General features: G+C 45.1%; 1 protein-coding gene. It reads right to left on the bottom strand.

Translation table 11 applies throughout. The features are described from left to right. Positions 1 to 406 (bottom strand): tRNA threonylcarbamoyladenosine dehydratase (locus BHE18_RS21865; RefSeq protein WP_141771969.1); only part of this gene is annotated, 406 nt, incomplete at both ends.

Here is a 406-nt window from a genome sequence, read left to right as displayed (position 1 = left end):
TCGCTAACGGATCGGTATGGGTCTTCGAAATGTCCGCAATCTGGAAACGGGTTGGGTCCGTTTTATTGGCTGCGCCCATACTTGAGATAATTGGAATACGGCGGCTATAGCATTCTTTGATCAAATGTACTTTGTAAATTAATGTATCTGAAGCATCGATGACGTAATCAGGCTTATGGCTGAAAAACTCTTCATAAGTGTCTTCCGTGTAAAACATATGGAGCGTCACCACTTCACACTCCGCATTGACATCCAGAATGCGCTTTTTCATCACTTCGACTTTAGACTGGCCGACCGTAGAAAGATTGGCGACCAATTGACGGTTAATATTGGTGATATCGACATCGTCTTTATCGACGAGGATGATTTTTCCGACGCCGCTTCTAGCACACGCCTCGGCTGCAAA

It is taken from the genome of Rossellomorea aquimaris (assembly GCF_001877785.1).
GTDB classification, from domain to species: domain Bacteria; phylum Bacillota; class Bacilli; order Bacillales; family Bacillaceae_B; genus Rossellomorea; species Rossellomorea aquimaris_A.
The sequence above is the reverse complement of the archived record's forward strand: the minus strand, read 5'-3'. Positions and strand labels throughout refer to the sequence as shown.